Source organism: Microbacterium sp. NPDC089696 (assembly GCF_044749125.1).
Classification (GTDB): Bacteria; Actinomycetota; Actinomycetes; order Actinomycetales; family Microbacteriaceae; genus Microbacterium.
This window is the reverse complement of the sequence record NZ_JBIVHF010000002.1, coordinates 182,855-199,368: the sequence shown is the minus strand read 5'-3', so window position 1 is coordinate 199,368 and position 16,514 is coordinate 182,855. Positions and strand designations below refer to the sequence as shown.

Sequence of the window (16,514 nt, the reverse complement as noted above, 5' to 3'; positions counted from 1 at the left end):
CACGACCACCACAGCATCCCTCCTGGAGGAAACCAGATGAACCGCCGTCTCACCCGCGCCGCCGCCGTGGCGCTCCCGCTCGCGCTCGCGGCAGGGCTCGCCGCGTGCGCCTCGTCCCCGGCGCCGTCCGATCCGAACGCCGACGCGGGCGACCCCGTCACCGGCGGCACGCTCACCTACCTCGAGCACCAGACCTACACGAACCTGTATCCGCCGCAGGCCGGCTTCTATCCGAACGGCGGCCTCGTGAACAACATCGCGGCCCGGCTGACCTGGCAGAACCCGGAATCCCTCGAGATCGAGCCGTGGATCGCCTCGGACTGGACCGTGAACGAGGACGCCACCGAGTACACGTTCGACCTGCGCCCCGACGTCACCTTCTCGGACGGGACCCCCGTCGACGCGGCCGCCGTCGCGAAGAACTTCGACACCTACGGTCTCGGCGACGCCGAACGCGGCCTCACGGTGTCGGAGGCGATCAACAACTACGCCTCCAGCGAGGTCGTCGACGACGACACCGTCGTGTTCCGCTTCACCGCGCCGTCTCCCGGATTCCTGCAGGCGACGTCGACCATCAACTCCGGCCTGCTCTCGCCCGAGACGCTCGACGGCACGATCGAGGACTTCGGCGCCGGCAACGCCGAGGAGATCATCGGCGCCGGCCCCTTCACGATCTCCGACGAGAAGCTCGGCACCGAGCTCACGCTGAACGCCCGGGACGACTACGCGTGGGCCCCGGAGAGCGCCGAGAACCAGGGCCGTCCCTACGTCGACGCCGTGCACCTGATCGTCACGCCCGAGGACTCGGTGCGCATCGGCTCGCTGCTCGCCGGGCAGGCCGACTACGTGCGCTACGTGCAGGCGTTCGACGAGGACCGCGTCGAGAGCGCGGGTTTCTCGCTCTACGCGCCGCAGACGCGCGGTGTGAACAACGCCATCTCGCTGCGTCCGCAGAACCCGCTGCTCGGCGACCTGAAGGTCCGCCAGGCGCTCGTGGCGGCGGTCGACGCGCACGAGGTCGTCGACACGCTCTTCACCGAGAACTATCCCGTCGCGACCTCGGTGCTGTCGGCGGAGGCGCTCGGCTACAAGGACGAGTCGGAGCACTACGCCTACGACCCGGACAAGGCCGAGGAGCTTCTCGATGAGGCCGGCTGGACGCCGGGCTCCGACGGCGTCCGCGAGAAGGCCGGCCAGCGGCTCGCGATCACCGTCTACGAGGCCGCGCCCCAGCCGCTCTCGAAGCAGACGCTCGAGCTCGTCGCGCAGCAGCTCGCGAAGGTCGGCGTCGAGCTCACCGTGAAGCCCGCGGATGCCGGGACGTACGCGACCGACATCCGCGACCCCGAGATCACCGGCTTCTACCACTCGATGGTCGGCCGGGCGGACCTCGACGTCATCAAGAGCCAGTACTACACGAAGAACCGCGACGTGCTGATCTCCGACGACGCGCAGCTCGACTCGCTGCTCGAGGCCGTCGCCTCGGAGCCCGACCCCGACAAGCGCGTCCTCGCCTCTCAGGCCGTGCAGGACTACATCGCCGAGCAGGCGTACGTGATCCCGCTGTTCGAGGAGCCGCAGGTGTACGGTGCCGCGACCTACGTGCACGGCGTCGCCTTCGAGTCCGTCGGACGCCCCACGTTCTCGGGCGTGTGGCTCGCCGAGCACTGATCGGACGCTCATGACCTTCGTCCTCCGACGAGCCGGGCAGGCCGCGATCGTGCTGATCGCGGCCTTCACGGCCACGTTCTTCCTGCTGCAGCTGCTGCCGGGCGACGCGATCCTCATCAAGTTCTCCGACCCCAGCCTCGGTCTCTCTCCCGATCAGATCGACAGCATCCGCGCGACCTACGGCGCCGATCTGCCGTGGTGGGAGCAGTACGTGCACGCGGGACTCGGGTTCCTCGCGGGGGACTTCGGATACTCGACGCAGTTCGGCACTCCCGTCCTCACGATGCTCGGGGAGGCGCTGCCTGCGACACTGCTGCTCGCCGCTCTGGGGCTCGTGGTGGCGCTCGTCATCGCGGTGCTCGTCGCGGGGCTGTCGTCGCTCGCCCCGTTCGGCTGGCTGCGCGACGGCCTGCGGCAGGTGCCGGGCCTCTTCGTCGCGGTACCGGTCTTCTGGCTCGGCATCCTGCTGATCCAGGTGTTCTCGTTCGGCCTGGGCTGGGTTCCGATCGTGGGCGCCGACCCGGTCGCCGGTCTCGTGCTGCCGGTGCTCACGCTCGCCGTGCCGATCTCCGCGCCTCTCGCCCAGGTGCTCGTGCGGGCGATCGACCAGGTGCAGGCACAGCCCTTCATCACGGTCGTGCGGGCCAAGGGCGCGACGCCGCTCTGGGTGCTCACGCGATCGGTGGCCCGCAACGCGGCGCTGCCGACCCTCACGATCGCCGGGGTGCTGTTCGGAGAGCTGGTCGGCGGGGCTGTCGTGACCGAGACGGTCTTCGGCCGCACCGGCATCGGGCGACTCACCGAGCAGGCGGTGTCGAACCAGGACATCCCCGTGCTGCAGGGCGTCGTGCTGCTGTCGGCGCTGGGGTTCGTGCTCATCAGCTTCGCGGTCGATCTCGTGACGCCCCTGATCGACCCCCGTCAGCGGGCCGTCACGCCGACGGCCGCCCCCAAGGCAGGAGTCCACGCATGACCGTGACCGCCACCGCGATCGTCGCGGATGCTGACAGCGAGCGTCCGGATCCGGCGCGCCGTCCGACCGCGGTCGCCGGAGTCCGACGAGCCCGGGTCCTCCCGTGGGGACTGGTCCTCGCGGTCGCGGTCGTCGCGCTCGCGGTGCTGTGGGCTCTGATCCCCGGTGTCTTCGCACCGGGGGATCCTCTCACCGGGACGCCCGCCGACAAGCTCCTGCCGCCGAGCGCGGCGCACTGGTTCGGCACCGACACGCTCGGCCGCGACCTGTTCGGCCGGGTCGTGCACGGAGCGGTCCACTCGCTGTCCGGGGCTCTGATCGCGGTGACCGTGGGTCTCGCTCTCGGCACCCTGGTCGGCGCGATCGCCGGCGCGCTCGGCGGGGTCGTCGACGACGTGCTCATGCGTGTCGTCGACGTGCTGCTCGCGATCCCCGGCCTTCTGCTGTCGCTGTCGGTGATCATCCTGCTCGGCTTCGGCACCGTCAACGCGGCCATCGCCGTGGGGCTCGGAAGCGTCGCCGCGTTCGCGCGGCTGATGCGCGCGGAGGTCGCGCGCGTGCGGCGCTCGGAGTACGTGGAGGCGGCCTACGGCAGCGGGGGCACCTTCGTCTCCGTACTGCGTCGACACGTGCTGCCCAACTCCCTCACGCCGATCGTCGCTCTCGCGGCGCTGCAGTTCGGCACCGCCATCCTCGCGATCTCGACCCTCGGCTTCCTCGGCTACGGTGCGCCCCCGCCCACCCCCGAGTGGGGACTGCTGATCGCGGAGGGCCGCAACTACGTCGGCACGGCGTGGTGGCTCACGGCTCTGCCGGGCCTCGTCGTGGTGCTCGTCGTGCTCAGCGCCAACAGGATCTCCCATCGCCTCGGAAGGAGCGCGTCATGACGGCATCGACGACCCCCGGCGAGCCCGTCCTCGCCGTGGAGGACCTCCACGTGTCCTACGCGACACGGACGGGGAGGCGCGAGGTGGTGCACGGCGTCTCTCTCCAGATCCCCCCGGGGGAGACGCTCGCACTCGTCGGCGAGTCCGGTTCGGGCAAGTCGACGACGGCGCACGCGCTGCTCGGCCTGCTCCCGGCCGGCGGGCGCGTCGACACCGGGACGGTGCGCCTGGGCTCTCTCGACATCTCGGGATGGACGGATCGCGCCCTCCGCGATGTCCGCGGCACCGAGGTCGGTCTCGTGCCGCAGGATCCGGTGACCTCGCTCGACCCGGTGCGGCCCGTCGGGGTGCAGGTCGAGGAGATCCTCCGGCTGCACGGCCATCGGGATCGGCGATCACGGAGGGTGCGGGTTCTCGAGCTGCTCGACCGCGTCGGGATCGACGACCCCGCGCTCCGCGCACGGCAGTATCCGCACGAGCTCTCCGGCGGCATGCGGCAGCGCGTGCTGATCGCCACGGCGATCGCGCTGCGCCCGCGCCTGCTGATCGCCGACGAGCCGACCAGCGCGCTGGACGCGACCGTGCAGCGCCGCGTGCTCGACCTGCTCGACGAGCTGCGCCGGGAGGAGGGCACGAGCATCCTCCTCGTGACCCACGACCTCGGCGTCGCCGCGGATCGCGCGCAGCGCATCGTCGTGCTCAAGGACGGACGCATCGTCGAGCAGGGCGCGAGCGCGCAGGTGCTCGCGGCCCCGTCCGACGCGTACACCCGCCGACTGCTGGCGGATGCGCCGGCGTTCACGAGCGGGTTCCGCCGGCCGGAGGCACCGACGTTCCTGCGCGACGCCGCCGCGGTCGCCGCCGAGAACCCGTACGCGATCACGGCCGAGGGCCTCGTCAAGGAGTTCCGCGTCGCGGGACGTGAGCGCTTCCGCGCGGTCGACGACGTGTCGTTCCGGGTGCGTCGGGGGACCACGCACGCGCTCGTGGGCGAATCCGGTTCCGGGAAGACAACGACCGCGCGCCTCGTGACGCGGTTCCACCGGCCGGACGCCGGCACGATCGACGTCGACGGCACGGACGTCACCGCATTGGGGGGTGTGGGGCTCCGAGCGCTGCGCCGCCGCATCCAGCTCGTGTACCAGAACCCGTTCGCCTCGCTGGATCCGCGCCAGCAGATCCAGGACGTCGTCGCCGAGCCGCTGCACAACTTCGGCGTCGGAACACGCGGTGAGCGCCGCGAGCGCGCCCTCGCGCTGCTGGACCGGGTGTCGCTGCCGAGTGACGTGGCCGGCCGTACTCCGCGCGAGCTGTCGGGCGGTCAACGTCAGCGCGTGGCGATCGCGCGGGCGCTCGCGATCGACCCCGACATCGTCGTGCTCGACGAGGCGGTCTCGGCGCTCGACGTCACGGTGCAGGCGCGCATCCTCGAGCTCCTCACCTCGTTGCAGGCCGAGCTCGGGCTCACGTACCTCTTCATCTCGCACGACCTCGCGGTCGTCCGGCGCATCAGCCACACGGTCTCGGTCATGCGCCGCGGCCGCGTGGTGGAGGAGGCGGCGACGGAGGAGCTCTTCCACGATCCGCAGCACGACTACACCCGGGAACTGCTCGCGGCAGTGCCGGGACGAACGGAGCAGCCCGTATGACCGGACCGACCCTCGCCTTCTTCACCCGCCTTCTCGACGACGCCGCGCCGACGGAACGCTACGCGCTCGCGCTCGCGCAGATCCAGCACGCCGAACGCCACGGCATCGGACGCGCCTGGGTCGCGCAGCATCACTTCCGCGCGGCCGAGGGCGGTCTCCCGTCGCCGCTCGTCCTCCTGGCGCACGCGGCGGCGCGCACCACGCGCATCCGGCTCGGCACCGGAGTGATCACGCTCCCGCTCGAAGACCCGGTGCGCGTCGCCGAGGACGCCGTCGTGGCCGACCTCCTCGCCGGCGGGCGCCTCGACCTGGGTCTCGGCAGCGGCGGCACGCCGTCGTCGTTCCCGCCGTTCGGCGAGGACGTGCGCGACAAGGCGCCCGTCTACGACCGCAAACTCCGTGTGCTGCTCGACGCGCTCCGAGGACGCGACATCGGCGCCGACAACACCCTCTACCCGGATGCCGGCGACCTCGCGTCGCGGATCTGGCAGGCGACGTTCTCGGCGCCCGGCGGTCATCGCGCCGGCATCCACGGCCACGGGCTGCTGCTGTCGCGCACGCAGCCGCGGCCGGCCGACGCGCTGCGCGCTCCGCTCGCGCAGCTGCAGGACCCGGTGATCGACGCGTACCTCGAGGCTCTGCCGACGGGCACGGCGCCGCGCATCACGGCCTCTCGGACGGTGTTCGTCGCCGATGACCGGGCCGAGGCGCTGCGCTTCGCGGAGGTGGGGCTGCGCCGGGCGGCGGAGGGCTTCCGTCGACAGGGACAGACGATCCCCGGCGACGACCTGGACGATCTGATCCTCGCTCTCGACACCCACCTCGGCACGCCGGACGAGGTCGCGGCGTCGCTCGCGGCCGACACGACCCTGAACCGTGCGACCGAGGTGGCCTTCCAGGTCCACTCCGTCGACGCGCCGCACGAGCACGTCCTGCGGTCGATCGAGCTCTTCGCGGAGCAGGTCGCCCCGGCGCTGGGCTACACGACCGCATCCTCATCCACCGCATCCTCATCCACCGCATCCTCATCCACCGCATCCTCATCCACCGACACCCTCAGGGAGAACGCATGACGTACGACATCGTCGATCGGATCGTGGGGGTGACGCCCGAGCTGGATGCTCTGCGGCGTCGCCGACCCGTGACACGCGACCAGCTGCAGGCCAGCTTCGACGCCCTGTTCCAACCGGTCTCCGTCGAGCACGTCTCGCAGGCGGAGCGGGAGCTCGTCGCGGCGTTCGCGACGCGCTTGGCGGGCGACACCGACCCGGTCGGCACCTTCTACGCCGACCGCGCCCTTGCGATCGATCCGCGGCGTGCGGGCGCGGTCCTCGCGGAGGCCGCGCGCTCCGAGGCGGCCGGTCCGTTCGGGGCGTACACCGAGGCAGGCCTGCGGGCGGAGAGCACCGACGGGGAGCGGTACACGCCGTCTGCCGCGGTCGTCGCCGAGCTCGGCGACCGGCTGGCGGCCGCGCTCGCGCACACACACCTGCTGGTGCTGCGCCCGCGCGAGGCCTCCGGTGCGGACATCCAGCGCCTCCTCGACGCGGGCTGGTCGGCCGACGGCATCGTCACGCTGTCGCAGCTGGTCTCGTTCCTCGCGTTCCAGCAGCGCGTGATCACGGGACTGCGCGCCCTGTCCCGGGCGGGGGTCGCCGCATGACCGCCGCGACCGCGACCACGATCCTGCATCACGACGCCGCGCATCCGGACGCCTTCACACGGGCCGAGGTGGGCTGGGCGCCGCACCTGCCGCCGCTTCCGGAGGACGACCTCACGGACCGGCACTACGCCGGTCTCGTCGACGCCGCGCGCGCGAAGAACGACTACTTCCGGCTGCTGGCGCGCGACCCGGAGATCCTCCGCGCGCGCACCCTCGTCGACAAGGACATCTTCTACAACACGCGCGAGGGCCTGCCCCGTGCGGAACGCGAGCTCGCGGCGACCGCCGCCTCCCGCCGCAACGGCTGCGTGTTCTGCGCCTCCGTGCACTCCCGGTTCGCGGCCCACCACAGCGACCGCGTCGCCGACGTCGACCGTCTGCTCGACGAGGGGGTGCAGGCCGAGCTCGGCGACCGCTGGGATGCCGTGGTCGCGGCGTCCGTCGCGCTCACCGACACCCCGAGCGCGTTCGCGGAGTCCGACATCGCGCGTCTTCGCGCCGAGGGTCTCGACGACCTCGAGATCGCCGACGTCATCCACGGGGCGGCGTTCTTCAACTGGGCGAACCGGCTGATGCTGTCGATCGGCCGCCCGGTCGCTCCCGCGGAGGCGGACTAGGGGACGAGGACGATCTTGCCCGAGGCGGCGCCGGACTCCATGAGCTCATGGGCCTGCGCCGCCTCGGCGAGCGGCAGCTCCGGCCCGAGCTCGATCGTGAAGTCGCCCGTCGCGATCAGAGCGATGGTCGCCTCGAGAGCCTCCGCGCGCCACGCGAGCTCCTGCTCGGTGAGAGGCACCGGGGATCCTCCCGAGAAGGCCCGGATGCCGAACTCGGCGGCGTCCGGTCCGCGGACGATCGTCGCGATGCGGTCGCGGTCGGCCACGAGATCGAGCGACGTCCGGATCGCCTCGTCCGTGCCCGCGCCGTCGAGCGCCACGGTCACGCCCTGCGGGGCGGCCTCGCGGACGCGGTCGAGCAGGCCGTCGCCGTAGGCCACGGGGACGGCGCCGAGCTCGCGCAGCTGCTCGTGCCGAGCGGGACTCGCCGTCGCGATCACGGTCGCCCCCCAGGCGACCGCGAACTGCACGGCGGCCTGGCCGACGGATCCGGAGCCGGCGTGCACGAGCACGACGTCGCCCGCCGTCACGCCCAGGGACTTGAGCGCCTGGTACGCGGTCCCGGCGGGGATGCCGATCCCGGCTCCTTCGGCGGCGGTCACGGAGTCGGGCAGCGCGGCGAGCCGCTCGACCGGCACGGCCAGCAGGCTCGAATAGGTGCCCATGGTGTCGCGGATCGCGACGCGCTCGCCGACCGCGAAGCCCTCGACGTCGTCGGCGAGCGCTTCGATCACGCCCGCGCCGTCGAACCCGACGGGTCGCGGTTCGGTGATCGGCGGGGAGGGGCGCTCCGCGCGGCGCAGCTTGCCGTCGATCGGGTTGACCCCGGCCGCCTCGATGCGCACGATCGCCTCGCCGCGCACCGGGACGGGATCGGGGATCTCGATCTGGTGGAGGACGTCAGGGGAGCCGAATTCCGTGTACACGATCGCGCGAGCCATGCAGCCAGGCTAACCCCGCCCTCTGCCTCCCTGGCACACACCGGTCGTTGAGCGAGGAGCGCAGCGACGAGACGAAACGCGTCAGGTGCCTCGGAACGCGGCGATGTCGGCGTCCCCGACTACGGTGCTGCCGCATGGGGACCGTGTACATCCTGAGAAGCTCCGACGGCACGTTCTACGTCGGCAGCACGATCGACCTCCCGCGACGGCTGATGCAGCACGCCGACGGGTCGGGCAGCTCATACACGCGCCGCCGCCTCCCGGTCGAACTCGTCTGGAGCGAGGACTTCGCCCGCGTCGACGACGCGTTCCGCTGGGAGAAGCGCATCCAGGGATGGAGCCACGCCAAGCGCCTCGCCTTCATCGAGGGGGGAGTCGACGCCGTCCGCGGGTGGAGTGCGCGACAGCGGAGGGATCGGCGCTCTGCGCAGAGCTGACGCGTTTCGTCTCGCTCCGCTCGCTCAACGACCGGTGTGGGGCCGCGCCCGCCCTCCGCGCCCTGACGCGTTCCGTCTCGCTCCGCTCGCTCAACGACCTCCGGCGAGGGCCTTCGTGATGCGCTGCGGCGAGACGGGCTGCGCGGTACCGAGGCGCTGCGCGAACACGCTCACGCGGTATTCCTCGAGCAGCCACCGCGTCTCGACGAGAGCGGGGGAGGCGTCCCGGGCGAGGGGGATCGTGCCCCCGGCATCCGCATACACCGTCGACATGCGCTCGTATTCGGTCATGCGCGTGCGGTCCTTGCCCGGCTCGTTCGCGAGGGTCTTCAGCCGCTCCAGCATCCCGTCGAGGTACCGGGGCAGGTGAGCCAGGCGTTCGACGCCCGTGGCCGACACGAACCCGGGGTGCAGCAGGCCGGACAGCTGCGTGCGGATGTCGTTCAGCGGCCCGAGGAGCGCGAGCGAGTTCTGCGACTTGATGCCCCGCTCGACGTCGCGTGCCTTCGTGAGGATGCGCGCCACGAGCGATACGCAGGCGAAGAGCTCGTCGACGAGCGCGGACGACACGTGCTCGCGCACCCGGGCGAACGCGGCTTCGGAGCGCACGATGCCGCGGGCGTCGCCGGTGGCCTGGTCGATCAGACGGCGCACCACCGCGGCGCGGCAGTCTTCGATGAGGGCCGCGGCCGAGGAGTACGGCGAGGCGGCGAGAGCCAGCTTCTCGGCGCTCGTCAGATGCTCCTGCACGTACGACGACGGCGAGGGCACCGCGAGCAGCACCAGGCGCTGCACGCCGGCGCGCGTGGCCCCGGCGGCGGCCTCGGCTGTGGCCTCGACGCGCACGGCGACGGTCTTGCCCTGGTCGACGATCGCGGGGTAGCCGCGCACCACACCGCCGGCGACGCGGGTGTCGAGCACCTCGGGCAGGTCGCCGAACGTCCATCCGGTCAGGCCGTCCTTCTCGATCGAGGTCGGTGCGACGGCCGGCTGGGGGCCGCGCTCGGGCCCCGGGCGTCGGGACGGCGCCGCGATCGAGCGGGCGACGCTGCTGCGGGCGCGGTCGGCGAGCCGGGTCTGCAGGTCTCCGAGGTCGCGTCCGGACCCGACGACACGGCCCCGTTCGTCGACGGCCCGGAAGTTCATGCGCAGATGCCCCGGCACCCGGTCGTCCTCGAAGTCGGCCGCCGACACGAGCTGGTTGGCGAGCGGCTGGATCAGGCGCGCGAGCGCCTCCTTGAGCGTGCGGCCAGGGCGGCCGTCGTGCGCCTCGGGGCCGTCGCCGGCAAGCTCGGCGCCGAACTTCTCCGCCCAGTCGGCGGCGGGCACGACATGGCGGCGGATCGCCTTCGGCAACGCACGCAGCAGCCCGGTGACGAGTTCGGCGCGCAGACCGGGCACCTGCCAGTCGAATCCGCGGTCCTCGATCTGCGCGAGCAGCGGCAGCGGGATCACCACGCTGACACCGTCGTCCACGGCACCCGGCTCGAACCGGTACGCGAGTCCGAGCACCTGGTCGCCCTGCGTCCACCTCGTCGGGAACTCGCTCTGGTCCGCGCGGCTGTCGTCGTCGATCAGGTCGGCCTCGCGCATCACGAGCAGCTTCGGGGTCGCGGCGAGCGTCTCGCGCCACCACGCCTCGAACGAGCGCACGTCGAACACCTCGGCGGGGATCCGCTCGTCGTAGAACCGGAACACGGCCTCGTCGCCCGCGAGGATGTCGCGACGCCGTTCGCGCTCCTCGAGCTTCTCGAGGCGTCGGCGCAGTTCGGCGTTGCTGCGCCAGAACGCGCTGACGCGCTTGTCGATGCGACTCGGATCCCATTCGCCCTCGACGAGCGCGTGCCGCACGAAGAGCTCGCGTGACGCGGCGCGGTCGATCCGGGCGAACTGCACGCGACGGCGCGGGATGATCTCGACCCCGAACAGCGTCACCTTCTCGTAGGCGACCGCCGCCCCGGCATCCTTCGACCAGTGCGGTTCGGTGACCTGTCGCTTCGCGAGGTCGCCCGCGAGCGTCTCGGCCCACGCCGGGTCGATCGCGGCGACCGTGCGGGCGTAGGTGCGGGAGGTCTCGACGACCTCGGCGGCCATCACGGCGCGGGGGCTCTTCTTGCGCAGGGCGGACCCCGGGAAGATCGAGAAGCGGATGCCGCGGGCGCCGCGGTACTCCGCCGCCCGCCGCTTCTTCGGGTCGGATCCCTTGCCGGTGGTGCGCTCGTCGAGGATGCCGATCTGCGACAGGAGTCCCGCGAGCAGCGCGCGGTGCACGGCGTCGGGATCGCTGGTGCCCCCGTCGCGGGAGTCCTTGTCGCGAACGAGGCTCCGCAGCTGACGATGCACGTCGAACCACTCCCGCACCCGCACGTAGTTGAGGTGCTCCGAGCGGCACAGCCGGCGGAACGCGCTCGAACCGAGCTCGCGCTGCTGTTCGCGCAGGTGGTTCCAGAGGTTCAGGATGGAGAGGAAGTCGCTGGTCGGGTCGGCGAACCGCGCGTGCAGGCGGTCGGCCTCGTCGCGCACGCTCTGCGGGGCGTCCTGCGAGGGGCGTTCGCGCACGTCCTGGATCGACATGCCGGCGACGATCGCGAGCACGTCGCGCGACACCGATCCCGCGGAGGAGCGTCCGGCCTCGATGAGCATGCGGGCGAAACGCGGGTCGATGGGGATGCGCGAGATGTCGCGGCCGATGCGGGTCAGGCGGGGGGTGTCGCCCGAGGCGTCGATCGCGCCGAGCTCGGTGAGCAGGTCGAAGGCCGCCTTCACCCCACGGGAGTCCGGAGGGGTGAGGAACGGGAACGCCGAGATGTCGCCGAACCCCAGTGAGAGCATCTGCAGGATGACGGAGGCGAGCGACGTGCGCAGGATCTCCGGCTCGGTGAACTCCGCTCGGCGCTCGAAGTCCTCCTCGCCGTAGAGGCGGATCGCGATCCCGTCGCTCGTGCGGCCCGCACGGCCCGAGCGCTGGTTCGCGGACGCCTGGGAGATCGCCTCGATCGGCAGGCGCTGGACCTTGGAGCGCGCGCTGTAGCGGGAGATGCGCGCGGTCCCCGTGTCGATCACGTAGCGGATGCCGGGCACCGTGAGGCTCGTCTCGGCCACGTTCGTCGCGAGCACCACCCGTCGTCGGACGCCCGCCACACGGCTGCGCTCGAACACGCGGTGCTGCTCGGCCGCGGACAGGCGTCCGTAGAGGGGGAGCACCTCGGTCGGGGCGCGGTCGTGCGCATAGGCGCCGCGCACGGCGTCGGCCGCGTCGCGGATCTCCGCCTCGCCGGGCAGGAACACGAGCACGTCTCCCGGCGCCTCGCGGTCGAGCTCGCGCAGCGCGGCGACGATCGCGGTGACCTCGTCGGCCTCCGCGGGGGCGTCGTCCTCGGCGTCCGCCTCCTGCGAGCGGTAGCGGATCTCCACGGGGTAGGTGCGGCCGGAGACCTCGATGATCGGCGCGGGCGTGCCGTCGGCCGTCGCGAAGTGGCGGGCGAAGCTCTCGGGGTCGATCGTCGCCGAGGTGATGACGACCTTGAGGTCGGGACGCTCGGGGAGGATGCGGGCCAGGTAGCCGAGGAGGAAGTCGACGTTGAGCGAGCGCTCGTGCGCCTCGTCGATGATGATCGTGTCGTAGCGGCGCAGCAGACGGTCGCGGCCTAGCTCGTTGAGCAGGATGCCGTCGGTCATGAGCGCGACGCGCGTCTCATCGGAGACCTTGTCGGTGAAACGCACCTTGTAGCCGACGAGCGTTCCGAGCTCGACCTGCAGCTCCTCCGCCACCCGCTCGGCGATCGTCCGCGCGGCGAGACGGCGCGGCTGCGTGTGCGCGATGCGCTCACGTCCCAGCTCGAGGCAGATCTTGGGCAGCTGCGTGGTCTTGCCCGAACCGGTCGCCCCGGCGACGATCACGACCTGGTGGTCGCGGATGGCGTCGGCGATCTCGCCCCTGGCAGCGCTGACGGGCAGCTCAGGGGGGAAGGAGATCACGGGGGAGGACATAGCCCTCCATCGTATGACGGTATGCCCGTGCTCCGGTGCGCGCCGCCTACTATCGTCGGGTGACCTTCGCCCTCACCGCCCCCGCGCACTGGTTCCGCTCGTTCGGACGGTTCCCGCGCATCCTCGGCCTCGACATCGCCCGCGGACTCGCGATCCTCGGCATGGCCGGCGCGCACATTGGGGAGACGCCGACCTTCGACCCGCTCGACCCCGGGACCTGGCTCGACCTCGTGCACGGACGGTCCTCGATCCTGTTCGCGGTGCTCGCGGGCGTCTCGATCGCCCTCATGACGGGCCGCCACGAGCTCCCCGACCCCGCCCGGATGCCGAGCATCCGCCTGCAACTGCTCGGTCGCGGGGCGGTGATCTTCGTGATCGGTCTCGCGCTCGAGATGCTGAACACCCCGATCGCGGTGATCCTCACGCTCTACGGGCTGCTCTACGTCGCGGTGATCCCGTTCCTGCGGTGGCGCCCGGGCACCCTGCTCGTCGCAGCGGGGGTGCTGGCGCTCGCCGGACCCGCACTGCTCGCCCTCGTCGGCGTGCTCACGCTGCACCCCTTCGGCGCCGGCATCAGTCTCGTGCTGTACGGCTCGTATCCGATCACCGTGTGGCTGGCGTTCGTGTTCGGCGGCATGGCCCTCGGACGGCTGCATGTGGAGCGACTCGAGACCGCGGCCGTCGCGCTCGGCATCGGGGTCGGCCTCATGGTCGTGGGCTACGGTCTGGGCCTGGTCGGCGCCGTCGCAGGCATCGAGTCCGGGATGGACTCGGGCCCCGCCTCGGGGTGGGGGTCGACCTCCGGCTGGAGCACGTATCCGCAGGCGCTCGCCGACGCCGACCCGCTTCGCTCGGTGCTCCTCGCCGTCTTCGGCGTCGCCCCGCACTCCGGCGGTACGGCGGAGATCCTCGGCTCCGGCGGGTTCGCGCTGGCGGTCGTCGCGGTGTGCCTGCTGCTCAGCCGCCCGCTGCGGTGGGTGCTGCTGCCGCTCGGTGCGCTGGGATCCATGCCGCTGTCGGCATACAGTGCGCACGTGCTGTCGGTGGCGCTGATCGGCGGCCCCGGAGGTTTCTTCACGAGCAACGCCTTCTGGGGATGGACCGTGCTCGGGCTGCTGCTCACGACGACGCTGTGGTCGATGTTCGTCGGTCGCGGTCCCCTCGAACGGCTCGTGGGCCGCGCCGCGATCGCGATGGCGAGTCCACCCGCAGGCTCTCCCGTCAGATGACGTCGCATGTCGCTCCGCGCGACAGCGCGGGGATGCGTGGGTAGCGTCGTCCGCATGACAGCCACCTACCGTGTCGTCGCCGTCTCCGGATCGCTGCACGAGCCGAGCAAGACGACCGCCCTCGTGCGGGCGATCGCCGAGGCCGTGGTCGAACGCGCCGAGGTCGAGGTCGAGCTCATCGAGCTCACCGACATCGGCCCGTCGCTCGCGGGAGCGTTGCGACGAGACCAGCTCCCGGCGTCCGTCGAGGAGAAGCTCGTCGCCATCGAGTCCGCCGACCTGCTGATCGTCGGCAGCCCGGTCTACCGGGCGTCGTTCACGGGGCTGTTCAAGCACCTGTTCGACTTCGTGGGGCAGTACGAGCTCGTCGGCAAGCCCGTGCTGCTCGCCGCGACCGGCGGGGGAGAGCGGCACGCGCTCATCATCGAGCATCAGCTGCGCCCGTTGTTCGCCTTCTTCCAGGCGCTCACGCTGCCCCTCGGCGTGTACGCGAGCGACACCGACTTCGACGGCTATGTGATCTCGTCCGACGTGCTGCGCTCGCGCATCGACCTGGCCGCCGACCGCGCCCTCCCGCTCGTCGGCTATGCGGCCAGCAGGCCGACGGAGACGCTCCTGGTCTCCTGAATCATCCGTGCGCGGGCGTAGCGTGAGGGTATGACGAACCGGCTCGCCGACACGCTCAGCCCGTACCTCCGCGCGCACGCCGACAATCCGGTGGACTGGTACCCCTGGGGGCCCGAGGCCTTCGCGGAGGCCGCCCGGCGCGATGTGCCGCTGCTCATCTCGATCGGCTACTCGACGTGCCACTGGTGCCACGTCATGGCCCGCGAGTCGTTCGCCGACGTCGAGACCGCCGCGCTCGTGAACGGGGACTTCGTCGCCGTGAAGGTCGATCGCGAGGAGCATCCCGAGGTCGACGGGGCGTACATGGCCGCGGCGTCCGCGTTCACGCAGAACCTCGGATGGCCGCTCACCGTGTTCGCGACCCCGACCGGTCGCACGTTCTACGCCGGGACGTACTGGCCTCCGGAGGCACGCCCGCCACTGCCGGCGTTCCGCGACGTGCTCGCCGCCGTGCGTGAGGCGTGGACCGTCCGGCGCGCGCAGGCCGAGGAGTCGGCCGAGGCGGTGACGGACGCGCTGCGCCGCGCGGCGGCCGTCGCTCCGTCCGACCTGCCGGATGCCGCCGCCCTCACGGCTGCGGCGAGAGGCATCGCGGAACGGGAGGACCCGCGGCACGGCGGGTTCGGCGGAGCCCCGAAGTTCCCGGTCGCGACCGTGCTGTCGTTCCTGCAGGCGCCCCTCGTGCGGCGGGAGGCCGAGACGGCGGCGGCGGCGGCCGACCGCGCGCTCGCCGCGATGGCGGCATCCGCTCTGCGCGACTCGGACGGCGGCTTCTTCCGCTACGCGACGCAGCGCGACTGGAGCGTGCCGCACTACGAGCGGATGCTGACCGACAACGCCCAGGTGCTCGACGCCGCGCTCGCGGCGGGCGACGAACGCACGGTGCGGGGGATCGCGGACTTCCTGACGACCACGCTGCGCCGCGTCGACGGCGGGTTCGGGGCCGCGCAGGATTCGGAGTCGTGGGTCGACGGCGCGCGCAGCGAGGGCGGTTACTACCTGCGACCGCTCGGGGAGCGTGCGGGGCTGGAGCCTCCGGCCGTCGACGGCAAGGTCATCACCGGATGGAACGGACTCGCGATCGGCGCCCTCGCCCGGGCAGGCGCCGCTCTCGGCGAGCCGGAGTGGGTGCGGGCGGCGTCCGAGGCCGCCGCACACGTGCTGCGCGTGAACCGTGACGCGGACGGCGCCCTCGTGCGCGCGTCGGTCGACGGCGTCGCCTCCGCCGCGGCCGCGACCACGGCGGACGCCGCGCTCCTCGCGGAGGGGCTGTTCGCCCTCGCTCTCGCGACCGGCGACGTCGCGTGGGCGTCGCGGGGGCTCGGTCTGCTCGACGCGGCCCTCGCCGGACTGCGCGGCGACCCGCTGCTCTCGGCGCAGGGGATCGCGACCGCGTCGGATCAGACCGACGGCGATCTGCCCTCGGGCGATGCGGCCGTCGCGACGGCCGCACTCACCGCGTGGCGGCTCGGCGCGGGCGACCGGTATCGCGGTGCCGCCGAAGAGCGGGTGCGGGCGCACGCGGTATCGGCCACAGCGCAGCCCTTCGCGCACGGCAGCCTGCTGCGGGTGGCCGCGGGGCTCGTCGAGGCGCCGCGGCAGATCGTCGTGGTGACGGATGCCGCGGACGGCCCTCTCGCGCAGGCGGCTCGAGGCGCCGACGCGGACGTGGTCTCGATCGTCAACCCCGCTCAGGCACGGGCGTTCGAGGAGGCCGGCTTCGAGCTGTTCGCCGCGAAGGCGGACGCGGTCGAGAAGGCGTTCGACTGCCGATCCTTCGTGTGCCGCCTGCCGACGGGCGATCCTGCGGAGCTGTCCCGCGAGCGGTGA

General features: G+C 72.2%; 13 protein-coding genes. 11 read left to right on the top strand and 2 right to left on the bottom strand.

The window, feature by feature from the left end:
• Positions 1-36: 36 nt before the first annotated feature.
• From ACIPY8_RS11255 to ACIPY8_RS11225, 7 genes are read left to right on the top strand one after another with little or no spacing between them, the layout of a single operon-like run.
• Positions 37-1,671: a TIGR04028 family ABC transporter substrate-binding protein gene (locus tag ACIPY8_RS11255; RefSeq protein WP_400818069.1), complete on the top strand. Its 1,635-nt coding sequence runs from the start codon at positions 37-39 to the stop codon at positions 1,669-1,671.
• Positions 1,672-1,681: 10 nt separating this feature from the next.
• Positions 1,682-2,644, top strand: a complete 963-nt coding sequence (locus tag ACIPY8_RS11250) for an ABC transporter permease (protein WP_400818067.1) — start codon at positions 1,682-1,684, stop codon at positions 2,642-2,644.
• Entirely contained in the window at positions 2,641-3,531 is an 891-nt protein-coding gene (locus ACIPY8_RS11245) for an ABC transporter permease (protein WP_400818065.1), read from the top strand. Before ACIPY8_RS11250 ends, ACIPY8_RS11245 begins: the two co-directional genes overlap by 4 nt.
• The gene (locus tag ACIPY8_RS11240; protein ID WP_400818063.1) at positions 3,528-5,180 is read left to right on the top strand and encodes a dipeptide ABC transporter ATP-binding protein; all 1,653 of its coding nucleotides are present in this window, start codon (positions 3,528-3,530) and stop codon (positions 5,178-5,180) included. Before ACIPY8_RS11245 ends, ACIPY8_RS11240 begins: the two co-directional genes overlap by 4 nt.
• Positions 5,177-6,253 carry a putative FMN-dependent luciferase-like monooxygenase gene (locus ACIPY8_RS11235; RefSeq protein WP_400818061.1) on the top strand — a complete coding sequence of 359 codons (1,077 nt, stop codon included), beginning with the start codon at positions 5,177-5,179 and terminating at the stop codon, positions 6,251-6,253. The genes ACIPY8_RS11240 and ACIPY8_RS11235 overlap by 4 nt, the downstream gene beginning before the upstream one ends.
• Positions 6,250-6,843 (top strand): CMD domain protein, encoded by a 594-nt coding sequence (locus tag ACIPY8_RS11230; protein ID WP_400818059.1) that lies wholly within the window; start codon positions 6,250-6,252, stop codon positions 6,841-6,843. The genes ACIPY8_RS11235 and ACIPY8_RS11230 overlap by 4 nt, the downstream gene beginning before the upstream one ends.
• A complete protein-coding gene (locus ACIPY8_RS11225; protein WP_400818057.1) occupies positions 6,840-7,460 on the top strand; it encodes an alkylhydroperoxidase domain protein in 621 nt (206 codons plus the stop codon). The genes ACIPY8_RS11230 and ACIPY8_RS11225 overlap by 4 nt, the downstream gene beginning before the upstream one ends.
• On the opposite strand, the gene ACIPY8_RS11220 is transcribed toward ACIPY8_RS11225, so the two are convergent.
• Positions 7,457-8,401, bottom strand: coding sequence for a zinc-binding alcohol dehydrogenase family protein (locus ACIPY8_RS11220; RefSeq protein ID WP_400818056.1), 945 nt, complete (start codon positions 8,399-8,401; stop codon positions 7,457-7,459). The two genes, ACIPY8_RS11225 and ACIPY8_RS11220, sit on opposite strands and share 4 nt — an antisense overlap.
• A gap of 134 nt (positions 8,402-8,535) precedes the next feature.
• On the opposite strand from ACIPY8_RS11220, the gene ACIPY8_RS11215 reads away from it, so the two are divergent.
• Positions 8,536-8,838, top strand: a complete 303-nt coding sequence (locus ACIPY8_RS11215) for a GIY-YIG nuclease family protein (protein ID WP_400818055.1) — start codon at positions 8,536-8,538, stop codon at positions 8,836-8,838.
• Between the two features lie 90 nt (positions 8,839-8,928).
• On the opposite strand, the gene hrpA is transcribed toward ACIPY8_RS11215, so the two are convergent.
• Positions 8,929-12,828, bottom strand: a complete 3,900-nt coding sequence (hrpA, locus tag ACIPY8_RS11210) for an ATP-dependent RNA helicase HrpA (RefSeq protein WP_400818053.1) — start codon at positions 12,826-12,828, stop codon at positions 8,929-8,931.
• A gap of 59 nt (positions 12,829-12,887) precedes the next feature.
• Between hrpA and ACIPY8_RS11205 the strand changes: the two genes are divergently transcribed.
• Genes ACIPY8_RS11205 through ACIPY8_RS11195 form a run of 3 tightly spaced genes read left to right on the top strand, consistent with a single transcriptional unit; the run spans position 12,888 to position 16,514 of the window.
• Positions 12,888-14,057, top strand: coding sequence for a heparan-alpha-glucosaminide N-acetyltransferase domain-containing protein (locus tag ACIPY8_RS11205; protein ID WP_400818051.1), 1,170 nt, complete (start codon positions 12,888-12,890; stop codon positions 14,055-14,057).
• Between the two features lie 54 nt (positions 14,058-14,111).
• Positions 14,112-14,684, top strand: coding sequence for an FMN reductase (gene msuE / locus ACIPY8_RS11200; protein ID WP_400818049.1), 573 nt, complete (start codon positions 14,112-14,114; stop codon positions 14,682-14,684).
• 30 nt (positions 14,685-14,714) lie between these two features.
• Positions 14,715-16,514, top strand: coding sequence for a thioredoxin domain-containing protein (locus ACIPY8_RS11195; RefSeq protein WP_400818047.1), 1,800 nt, complete (start codon positions 14,715-14,717; stop codon positions 16,512-16,514).

What these genes read in the sequence shown, in the direction of transcription:
- ACIPY8_RS11255 (WP_400818069.1), top strand. Translation starts at nt 37, where the DNA reads ATGAACCGCCGTCTCACCCGCGCCGCCGCCGTGGCGCTCCCGCTCGCG.
- ACIPY8_RS11250 (WP_400818067.1), top strand. Translation starts at nt 1,682, where the DNA reads ATGACCTTCGTCCTCCGACGAGCCGGGCAGGCCGCGATCGTGCTGATC.
- ACIPY8_RS11245 (WP_400818065.1), top strand. Translation starts at nt 2,641, where the DNA reads ATGACCGTGACCGCCACCGCGATCGTCGCGGATGCTGACAGCGAGCGT.
- ACIPY8_RS11240 (WP_400818063.1), top strand. Translation starts at nt 3,528, where the DNA reads ATGACGGCATCGACGACCCCCGGCGAGCCCGTCCTCGCCGTGGAGGAC.
- ACIPY8_RS11235 (WP_400818061.1), top strand. Translation starts at nt 5,177, where the DNA reads ATGACCGGACCGACCCTCGCCTTCTTCACCCGCCTTCTCGACGACGCC.
- ACIPY8_RS11230 (WP_400818059.1), top strand. Translation starts at nt 6,250, where the DNA reads ATGACGTACGACATCGTCGATCGGATCGTGGGGGTGACGCCCGAGCTG.
- ACIPY8_RS11225 (WP_400818057.1), top strand. Translation starts at nt 6,840, where the DNA reads ATGACCGCCGCGACCGCGACCACGATCCTGCATCACGACGCCGCGCAT.
- ACIPY8_RS11220 (WP_400818056.1), bottom strand. Translation starts at nt 8,401, where the DNA reads ATGGCTCGCGCGATCGTGTACACGGAATTCGGCTCCCCTGACGTCCTC.
- ACIPY8_RS11215 (WP_400818055.1), top strand. Translation starts at nt 8,536, where the DNA reads ATGGGGACCGTGTACATCCTGAGAAGCTCCGACGGCACGTTCTACGTC.
- hrpA (WP_400818053.1), bottom strand. Translation starts at nt 12,828, where the DNA reads ATGTCCTCCCCCGTGATCTCCTTCCCCCCTGAGCTGCCCGTCAGCGCT.
- msuE (WP_400818049.1), top strand. Translation starts at nt 14,112, where the DNA reads ATGACAGCCACCTACCGTGTCGTCGCCGTCTCCGGATCGCTGCACGAG.
- ACIPY8_RS11195 (WP_400818047.1), top strand. Translation starts at nt 14,715, where the DNA reads ATGACGAACCGGCTCGCCGACACGCTCAGCCCGTACCTCCGCGCGCAC.